The sequence below is a fragment of the Amycolatopsis jejuensis genome (assembly GCF_000717335.1).
GTDB classification, from domain to species: Bacteria; Actinomycetota; Actinomycetes; order Mycobacteriales; family Pseudonocardiaceae; genus Amycolatopsis; species Amycolatopsis jejuensis.
This window is the reverse complement of record NZ_JNYZ01000110.1, coordinates 1-361: the sequence shown is the minus strand read 5'-3', so window position 1 is coordinate 361 and position 361 is coordinate 1. Positions and strand designations below refer to the sequence as shown.

Below are 361 nucleotides of genomic sequence, written 5' to 3'. Positions count from 1 at the left end.
GAGGGAACGCGGGGAAGTGAAACATCTCAGTACCCGTAGGAAGAGAAAACAACCGTGATTCCGTGAGTAGTGGCGAGCGAAAGCGGAAGAGGCTAAACCGGTTACATGTGATACCTGTCAGGGGTTGTGTAGCCGGTGTTGTGGGACCCGCCTTCTCAGAGCTGACACTCTGGGCGTGATGCGGCGCAGTTAGTGGAATCACCTGGGATGGTGGACCGGAGTGGGTGAGAGTCCCGTACGCGAAAACTGTGTTGGTGTTGTGTGGTGGTGTTCCCGAGTAGCAGCGAGCTCGTGGAATTTGCTGTGAATCTGCCGGGACCACCCGGTAAGCCTAAATACTTCCTGGAGACCGATAGCGGAC

General features: G+C 56.2%; 1 rRNA gene. It reads left to right on the top strand.

Annotated features, from left to right (window positions below):
* A 23S ribosomal RNA gene (locus tag OO71_RS45975) occupies positions 1–361 on the top strand; the annotation flags it as partial.